Origin of the sequence: Limnohabitans sp. (assembly GCF_044361985.1) — a bacterium.
In the GTDB taxonomy this organism is placed as follows: Bacteria; Pseudomonadota; Gammaproteobacteria; order Burkholderiales; family Burkholderiaceae_C; genus Limnohabitans_A.
In genome coordinates, this window is record NZ_JBIKHV010000093.1 from 1 (window position 1) to 7,756 (window position 7,756).

10 protein-coding genes and 1 pseudogene are annotated in these 7,756 nt (G+C 58.6%); 3 read left to right on the plus strand and 8 right to left on the minus strand.

Translation table 11 applies throughout. The annotated features are described in order from the left end of the window. Both ACIQ3A_RS12385 and rpsP read right to left on the minus strand, forming a co-directional pair. Positions 1-312: pseudogene (locus ACIQ3A_RS12385) on the minus strand (ribosome maturation factor RimM); the annotation flags it as partial. Between the two features lie 16 nt (positions 313-328). After that, positions 329-580, minus strand: a complete 252-nt coding sequence (rpsP, locus tag ACIQ3A_RS12390) for a 30S ribosomal protein S16 (RefSeq protein ID WP_108407790.1) — start codon at positions 578-580, stop codon at positions 329-331. A 137-nt stretch (positions 581-717) separates the two neighbouring features. Between rpsP and ACIQ3A_RS12395 the strand changes: the two genes are divergently transcribed. Beyond that, entirely contained in the window at positions 718-1,239 is a 522-nt protein-coding gene (locus ACIQ3A_RS12395) for a GNAT family N-acetyltransferase (protein WP_396432041.1), read from the plus strand. Positions 1,240-1,247: 8 nt separating this feature from the next. Continuing rightward, positions 1,248-1,694 carry a hypothetical protein gene (locus tag ACIQ3A_RS12400; RefSeq protein WP_396432042.1) on the plus strand — a complete coding sequence of 149 codons (447 nt, stop codon included), beginning with the start codon at positions 1,248-1,250 and terminating at the stop codon, positions 1,692-1,694. Between the two features lie 33 nt (positions 1,695-1,727). Here the strand turns inward: ACIQ3A_RS12400 and folK are convergent, their stop codons facing one another. Genes folK through ACIQ3A_RS12425 form a run of 5 tightly spaced genes read right to left on the minus strand, consistent with a single transcriptional unit; the run spans position 1,728 to position 6,221 of the window. Next, positions 1,728-2,213, minus strand: a complete 486-nt coding sequence (gene folK / locus ACIQ3A_RS12405) for a 2-amino-4-hydroxy-6-hydroxymethyldihydropteridine diphosphokinase (protein ID WP_396432043.1) — start codon at positions 2,211-2,213, stop codon at positions 1,728-1,730. 18 nt (positions 2,214-2,231) lie between these two features. Beyond that, positions 2,232-3,794: a polynucleotide adenylyltransferase PcnB gene (gene pcnB / locus ACIQ3A_RS12410; RefSeq protein WP_396432044.1), complete on the minus strand. Its 1,563-nt coding sequence runs from the start codon at positions 3,792-3,794 to the stop codon at positions 2,232-2,234. Further along, positions 3,791-4,459: an HAD family hydrolase gene (locus tag ACIQ3A_RS12415; RefSeq protein ID WP_396432045.1), complete on the minus strand. Its 669-nt coding sequence runs from the start codon at positions 4,457-4,459 to the stop codon at positions 3,791-3,793. Before ACIQ3A_RS12415 ends, pcnB begins: the two co-directional genes overlap by 4 nt. Next, positions 4,456-5,142, minus strand: coding sequence for a DnaA regulatory inactivator Hda (gene hda, locus ACIQ3A_RS12420; protein ID WP_396432046.1), 687 nt, complete (start codon positions 5,140-5,142; stop codon positions 4,456-4,458). The genes ACIQ3A_RS12415 and hda overlap by 4 nt, the downstream gene beginning before the upstream one ends. Further along, positions 5,139-6,221 (minus strand): AI-2E family transporter, encoded by a 1,083-nt coding sequence (locus ACIQ3A_RS12425; protein WP_396432047.1) that lies wholly within the window; start codon positions 6,219-6,221, stop codon positions 5,139-5,141. The genes hda and ACIQ3A_RS12425 overlap by 4 nt, the downstream gene beginning before the upstream one ends. Positions 6,222-6,379: 158 nt before the next feature. Between ACIQ3A_RS12425 and purM the strand changes: the two genes are divergently transcribed. After that, a complete protein-coding gene (gene purM / locus ACIQ3A_RS12430) occupies positions 6,380-7,411 on the plus strand; it encodes a phosphoribosylformylglycinamidine cyclo-ligase (protein WP_396432048.1) in 1,032 nt (343 codons plus the stop codon). A 12-nt stretch (positions 7,412-7,423) separates the two neighbouring features. Here purM and ACIQ3A_RS12435 read toward each other — a convergent pair. Continuing rightward, the coding region (locus tag ACIQ3A_RS12435) for a tetratricopeptide repeat protein (protein ID WP_396432049.1) at positions 7,424-7,756 on the minus strand (333 nt) is incomplete at its 5' end.

Here is a 7,756-nt window from a genome sequence, read left to right on the forward strand (position 1 = left end):
AGCGGCGGTGCGGTCGTCTATGTGCTGAGCGCAGGCCACCACGGTGCCGGAGTGGTCCTTGGCTTCTTTGATGCTCAACAGCAAGGGCTCGGTCCAGACGGCCAGTTCAGCCGCTGCGGCTTCGGTAGGCCGTTTGGGTTTCATGGGCCGATCGGGCGGCAACAAGTACCAGCGCTTGGACGAAAAAAGCGCCTCAGGCGAGGCGCTGTGGGGCAAAACCTTGAACCAGCCCTTGATGCCCCAGGCATCAGCGATGCGTCCGATCTCTATGGCATCAGCCGGCAGTGCGGCTGCTTCCAAGGAAAGACGCATGACCTAGGCCTGCCAATCAGGCTGCGGCAGTGCCAGCTTGACGGATGAGGCGTTCCACGGTGGGAGACGCCTGGGCACCAACGCTCTTCCAGTAGGTCAGGCGGTCTTGCGCAATGCGCAGACCTTCCTCGCCACCTTTGGCCGTGGGGTTGTAAAAACCGATGCGCTCGAGAAAGCGGCCATCACGGCGCACGCGCTTGTCGGCAACAACGATGTTAAAGAAAGGGCGTGCTTTGGAGCCGCCGCGGTTCAAACGAATAACAACCATGATTTATCCTTGGGTGGTTGGGTGTCTTGGGAACAAATGCCCAGATGCCCGATATCCTTCAGCGTTTGAGACACGCAACTGGCCACCCGGCCAGTGACACACTGAAAAGCCTGCCATTATACAACGGGAGCCCCACCTTGCCACTGATCCGACCCAGCCGCGACGAAGACATCGCAGCCATCGCCCTTATTTATCGTCACCACGTACTCACGGGCACCGGGACTTTCGAGATTGATCCACCGACCGAGGCAGACATGGCCAGTCGCAGAGCCGATGTACTGGCCAAGGGGCTGCCCTATCTGGTCGTCGAAGAAGAAGGCCGATTGATGGGCTTTGCCTATTGCAACTGGTTCAAGCCCCGCCCCGCTTACCGCTTTTCGGCAGAGGACTCCATCTATCTGGCCCCGAACGCTCACCGCAAGGGCTTGGGCAAGGCATTGCTGGCCGAGTTGTGTGCCCGCGCCGAACGCGCAGGGGTGCGAAAATTTCTGGCGGTCATTGGCGATTCAGCCAACGCTGCTTCCATTGGCTTGCACAAATCCCTGGGCTTCAGCCATGTTGGCGTGCTCCAGTCATGCGGCTGGAAATTCGACCACTGGCTGGACGTTGTGATGATGGAAAAGCCTTTGGGTGCCGGTGACAGCACCGCTCCGCAATAATCAAGCCCATGAAACACAAAACACTCGCGACCTGGTTGGCCTTTTGGGGTGGGCCCTTGGGCTTGCATCGGTTTTACCTTTATGGCTTTGCTGACATGCTCGCATGGCTGCTGCCCATCCCAACGGCCGTTGGTTTTTACGGCTTGGATAGGGTCCAGCAATTTGGACAGGACGACCAACTCAGTTGGTTGTTGATCCCCTTGCTGGGATTCACCATTGCGGGTTGCGCCTTGAACGCCATCGTTTACGGCCTGACACCCATCGAAAAATGGAACGCCAAGTTCAACCCCAGTGCGGATTCAGAGGCCCCCGCAGGGAAAACCCATTGGGGCACAGTGATCGGACTGGCCATTGCGCTGCTGATGGGTACTGCGGTGTTGATGTCAAGTCTCGCCTTCAGCTTTCAGCGGTATTTTGAGTACCAGATTGAAGCGGCCCGTCACATCAGCCAATAAGCACCGACAAGCTGAACCAATAAGTGACCGCTGCTACAAAATCGGCAAGCGTTCGATGGCCTGCTCAGAAACGCGGGCGAAATCTTCAGCACCCAGGCAGTCCGACGACACATCGGCCAGGGGGTACAACACAAACGCCCGTTCGCGCCATCGAGGATGGGGCAATGTCAGGCGTGGGCTGCTCATGTGGGCATCGCCATACATGAGGATATCCAGATCGAGGGTACGAGGGGCATTCAGGTAGGAGCGCTGTCGCCCAGCCTGGTTTTCAAGTGATTGCAAGGCGTCAAGCAAGTCGGGGGCAGACAAACGAGTCTCAAGCCGGGCCACAGCGTTGACAAAGTCCGGCCCCCGGGCTTCGTGGGGGGCGGTGCGGTAAAGCCGGGATCGGGCTGTGACCAGAGAGTCGGGCAACAGTGCCAGCGCATCGAAAGCCTGCAGCACAGTTTGTAGGGCATCGCCCAAATTGGCCCCGATCGCCACATAAGCGGTCACGGGGTCTCGCCAGATCGGCAACATCGTTTTGCGACAGCAGGCTTATTCGCTGCTGCCCGCAGCGTCTGAGGCGGAGCCAGGCTTGCGACGGCGGCGACGGCGCTTTTTGACAGCGCCTTCATCACCCGCATCGGATGGAGGGGCTGCGTTTATTGTTTCACCTTGGCCTGCGCTTGCCCGGGGCGCCGCATCGCCTTCCGGCCTGGGCGCACGGCGCACACGGGGCTTGGGCGTTTGCGAGGCCTGCTCGGCCTTGGCCGCCTGCACCAGGTCTTCACGCTCCGAATCACTGGCCATGCTGAATTCTTGCCACCAATCGGCCAGACGCTCATCCACTTCAGAGATATCAGCACGCAGTCGCAAAAAGTCAAAGCCGGCACGAAAGCGGGGCTGCTCCACCAAACCGAATGGCGTGCTGCCCACCCGCTTTTCAAAGCGCGGTTGCATCATCCAGATTTCTCGCATGTCGGCTGCCAGCTTGCCGCGCCCTGAAACGTCGCCAATTCGGGCGTCAAAGACCTCATCGATCGCGTCTTGCAAAGCCGGATAAGGGTGGTCTTTACGGGCCAGGCGTTTGGCCCAGCCCTCTCGTACATCGGCCCACAACACGCAGGCCAGCAAAAAACTGGGCGCCACGGGCTTTCCTTCACCCACGCGTCGGTCAGTGTCGGCCAAGGCCACTTGCACAAAAGCGCTGTCGACCCGCTCCACCACAACATCCAGAAGCGGGTAAATGCCGGTGGCCAAACCCAGGTTTTTCAGCTGCGCAATAGAGGCCAAAGCGTGCCCGGTTTGCAACAGCTTGAGCATTTCATCGAACAATCGGCTTTGCGGCACATCGGCCAACAAGGCGGTTGACGCCGCCAATGGTTTGGCGGTTTTGGCTTCCAGCTTGAACCCCAAGGGGCCAAGCTTGGCGGCAAAACGCACAGCGCGGATGATGCGCACTGGGTCTTCACGGTAACGCGCGACCGGGTCACCAATCATGCGCAACACACGCTTTTTGGAATCCTGGATGCCGCCGTGATAGTCCACCACCAACTGCGATTCGGGGTCGTAATACAGGGCATTGACCGTGAAATCGCGGCGCGTGGCGTCTTCATCCTGCGGACCCCAAACGTTGTCACGCAACACGCGGCCTGTCGAGTCAACCGCGTGTTTCATGCCCGCCAACTCGCTCTTGCTGGTGCGCTCATTGCCCTTGACCTGTTCGGCCGCAGCATTGTCAAGGTGGGCGCGGAAGGTCGAGACCTCAATCACTTCGTTGTCGCGACCGCGGCCGTAGACCACATGCACGATGCGAAAGCGACGCCCAATGATGAAGGCCCGGCGAAACAGTCCCTTGACCTGCTCGGGCGTGGCATCGGTGGCCACGTCAAAGTCTTTGGGACGCAAGCCCAACAGCAAATCGCGCACTGCACCACCGACGATGTAGGCTTCAAAGCCAGCCTGCTGCAAGGTTCTCACCACGTTCACGGCGCGCTCGTCTACCAGATTCGGGTCGATGCCATGAACAGATGCGGGCACTTCGGTGCGACGACCAAAGTGAGGTTTGTTGCTTTTGGGTGATTTACCCATCAGCTTGTCGATGAATTGTTTGATCATTCTTGAAAGAGTTCGAGGATGCGCCAGCCACGTTGAGTGGCCAATTGACGCAACCGAGCGTCAGGGTTCGTTGCCACCGGATGGTGGACTTTTTCCAAAAGAGGCAAGTCGTTTATGGAGTCAGTGTAAAAGGTCATCTCGACATCACCCCATCCCAAGCCGTTTTGACCCAGCCACTGCGCAACACGAGTCACTTTACCCTCCCTGAAGGATGGCGTGCCGCGGATTTCACCGGTGATCCAGCCGCTGGCATCGCGCTCCAGTTCCACCGCGATCAGCTCGCTGACCCCAAAAGCCTGGGCAATCGGGCGGGTTACAAACTCGTTGGTGGCGGTCACGATGATGGCCGTATCACCCGCATGCTGGTGAGATCGTACCAGCGCCAGCGCCTCAGGCATGACACGGGGAAGGATGACTTCGTCCATGTAGCGCGCATGGGCGTGTGCGGCCTCGGTCGCTCCGCGCTCACGCGCTGCACGTGTGGCAAATCGGACGTAATCGTGGATGTCGAGCGTGCCTGCTTGGTAATGGGCATAAAACGCGTCATTGCGCTGGCTGAACACGAGAGGATCGTTCCAACCCAGTTCAGTGGTGAATACCCCCCAGGTGTGGTCAGAGTCCAGCGGTAGCAGCGTGTGGTCCAGGTCGAACAACGCGAGTTTCATTCGTTCTCCAGCATGGCGCGGACCAAGGGAATGGTCAGGGCGCGCTGCGTTTGCAAAGCGTATTGATCCAGGTGATTGAGCAACTGCATCAAACTGCCCAGGTCACGCGAAAAGCGGTTGAGCATGTAGGACATGACTTCATCGCTCAAAAACAGACCTCGGGCATCGGCCTCTTGCCGCAGAACCGCACGCCGCTCAGGCTCATCCAGAACTTGCAATGCGTCCACATGGCCCCAGCCAAAACGGGTGCGCAGGTCGTCGCGCAGTTTCAAGTCAGCCGGCGGCAATGCGCCCGCCGCGAGCACCCACCGCGGTGAGCCTGTGCGGGGCGTGAGCGCATTCACAAACCAGTTGAAGGCGGTGTTTTGCTGCGCTGAGTTGTAGAGGTGCACATCGTCCATCAGTACCGCCGCCCAAGCGTCGTTGAATTCGGGAGGGTGCATCGTGTGGGCGTCCAACCAGCCAACCTGGGCACCCTGCTCTTTCAAGGCATGTTGGACCGCATGCAACAAATGGGTTTTCCCCGAACCGCTTTCGCCCCACAGGTAAGAGGGCACAGGCGACCGGCTGGCCGATGCAGTCCAAAGGCGCAAATGACTCAAGGCCGCCAAATTAGGACCGGCAAAGAAGTTGTCCAGCGTCGGGGATGACGCCAGGCCGATGTCCAGAGCCAGTTGCTTCATCCCTTGTCGCGGCCCTGTTCAGCGCCACTTTTTTGGTACAGATCGCTTTGCAAATACTGCAGGCGCAAGCGGCGAAGGCCCACCAGCAAGACGGCGCTGGCGGGCAAGGCCATCAGCACGCCGACAAAACCCAACAGGTGACCAAAGGCCATCAAGGCCAAAATAACGGCCAATGGGTGCAAGCCAATTCGCTCTCCCACCAAGCGGGGCGTGAGCACAAAACTTTCGATCAGTTGCCCCAGGCCAAACACCACGGCCACCATCACCAAGGCCTGCGCCGATGCGAACTGCAACAAGCCTGCCAGCAAGGCCAGCACCAGACCCAAGCCAAAGCCCAGATAAGGCACGAACACAGCCAGGCCGGTGAACACACCGATGGGCAACGCCAAGTCGAGGCCAAACAGCCCCAAGCCGACCGCATAAAAAACCGACAAAGCCAGCATGACCAGTAACTGTCCCCGCAAATACTCGCCCAACACCGAGTGACTTTCAAGCATGAAGCTGTCAAAAGTGCCACGCCAGGCGGGCGGCACCAACTCGGTCACGATGCTGACAAGACGCATCCAATCGTGCAACAGATAAAACAAGACCACTGGAACCAGCACCACATAACCCATCAGGGCCAGGGCAGCACTGCCCCCCAGCTTGAGTGATGACATCAGTGGCGCCCACCAGTCTTCGCGATTAGCACTGAGGTAAGCCACCAGCTGGGTTTTCAAATCACGCAAGTCGAGCGATACATTCAAACCCAACTGACTCAACAAGGGGTTGATGGCATCACCCAAACGGTCCAGCAGCAAGGGCAACTGCTGCTGGAGCAATGGCCACTCCCGGATCAATATGGGCACCAAAAGCAAGAAGAGCCCCAGAAGCGCCAGGATGGCCAATGCCTCAACCAGCAGCACAAGCAGCACGCGTGGCAAGCGAGTTTGGGTCAAACTTTCCAGACGCAGCACCAAAGGGTGCAAGACATACGCCATGACAGCTGCGATCACAAATGGGGCCAACACCGGCGCAAGCAGCCAGAAAACCAGGACTGCAGCCAAGGCCACACCCAACCAGGCGGCCAAGCGGGACATCAAAAATGGCAGGGGTGCTTGCAAGTTGATCTCGTGGTTTGCTTGGGATGGCCCTGATCGGTCAGGGCTAACCCTTAAAATAAGCACTGATTTTAGTCTGCCAGTCCAATGATTGGCCCTCAGTTCCCCATTTAACTGCCCCATGCGGGCCAAAACCCATGAGTCAAGCTCCACTTTCCTACAAAGACGCCGGCGTCGACATCGTTGCAGGCGACGCCTTGGTCGAGCGGATCAAGCCTTTGGCCAAAAAAACCATGCGCGAAGGTGTGCTGGCGGGCATCGGCGGGTTTGGTGCTTTATTTGAAGTGCCCAAGCGCTACAAGGAGCCAGTGCTGGTCAGTGGCACCGACGGCGTGGGCACCAAACTCAAACTGGCTTTTGAATGGAACATGCACGACACCGTTGGCATTGACCTGGTCGCCATGAGCGTGAACGATGTGCTGGTGCAAGGCGCCGAGCCGCTGTTTTTTCTTGACTACTTTGCCTGCGGCAAGCTCGACGTGGACACCGCCGCCGCAGTGATTGGCGGCATTGCAAGAGGCTGCGAGTTGTCTGGTTGCGCATTGATTGGTGGTGAGACCGCTGAAATGCCTGGCATGTACCCCGCAGGCGAATACGACCTCGCAGGATTTGCTGTCGGCGCAGTCGAAAAATCCAAAATCCTGACTGGGCAAAACGTTCAGGTGGGTGACGTGGTGCTGGGCCTGGCTTCCAGCGGTGTCCATTCCAACGGTTTCAGCCTGGTGCGCAAGTGCATTGAGCGCGCTGGCGCCGACGTCCCTGCCAAGCTGGATGGCAAACCCTTCAAACAAGCCCTGATGGCGCCGACCCGGCTTTATGTGTTGAACGTGCTGGCCGCGTTGGCCGCACATCCCATCAAGGCATTGGCCCACATCACCGGGGGCGGTTTGCTCGAAAACATTCCCCGCGTCTTGCCCGACGGCTTGGCTGCACACCTGAAAAAAGGCAGTTGGCCGCAAACCGAGCTGTTTGCCTGGCTGCAAAAGACGGCGGGCATAGATGACCTCGAAATGAACCGCACCTTCAACAATGGCATCGGCATGGTGGTGGTGATTGAAGCAGCACACGCTGAAGATTGCGCCCGGACTCTGCGTGCAGCCGGAGAGCAGGTCTACGTGATTGGCAACATTGTGGAACAGGGCGTCAGCGCACAGGTCGTCGTGGCCTGAGTCAGGAAAAACTCAGCCGCCTGAGAGCTCGATGATGCGGTGTCTCAAAGCATCATGGTCGGGCGCAAGCGGTTCAGCCTGCAAATAAACCTGCAAGTCTTGCAAGGCCTGAACTTTTTCACCCAATTCCGCCAGAACCAGGCCACGGTCGCGCCTCTCGGACCAGGCTTCGGGCAAAAGAACGACCAGCCGGTCCAACACATTCAACATGCGTGGCCAGTCTTCTTGTGCCCGGAAAATCTCTTTGAGATTGCGCAACATTCGGGCCAGCAAATCACGGGGTGGGCAATCTTGCAGATAAAGGCCCAAAGGCGTTTCACCATCGTCCAGATCAGCACCCGACGA

What these genes read in the sequence shown, in the direction of transcription:
- ACIQ3A_RS12415 (WP_396432045.1), bottom strand. Translation starts at nt 4,459, where the DNA reads ATGAAACTCGCGTTGTTCGACCTGGACCACACGCTGCTACCGCTGGAC.
- rpsP (WP_108407790.1), bottom strand. Translation starts at nt 580, where the DNA reads ATGGTTGTTATTCGTTTGAACCGCGGCGGCTCCAAAGCACGCCCTTTC.
- pcnB (WP_396432044.1), bottom strand. Translation starts at nt 3,794, where the DNA reads ATGATCAAACAATTCATCGACAAGCTGATGGGTAAATCACCCAAAAGC.
- ACIQ3A_RS12400 (WP_396432042.1), top strand. Translation starts at nt 1,248, where the DNA reads ATGAAACACAAAACACTCGCGACCTGGTTGGCCTTTTGGGGTGGGCCC.
- ACIQ3A_RS12425 (WP_396432047.1), bottom strand. Translation starts at nt 6,221, where the DNA reads ATGTCCCGCTTGGCCGCCTGGTTGGGTGTGGCCTTGGCTGCAGTCCTG.
- folK (WP_396432043.1), bottom strand. Translation starts at nt 2,213, where the DNA reads ATGTTGCCGATCTGGCGAGACCCCGTGACCGCTTATGTGGCGATCGGG.
- hda (WP_396432046.1), bottom strand. Translation starts at nt 5,142, where the DNA reads ATGAAGCAACTGGCTCTGGACATCGGCCTGGCGTCATCCCCGACGCTG.
- purM (WP_396432048.1), top strand. Translation starts at nt 6,380, where the DNA reads ATGAGTCAAGCTCCACTTTCCTACAAAGACGCCGGCGTCGACATCGTT.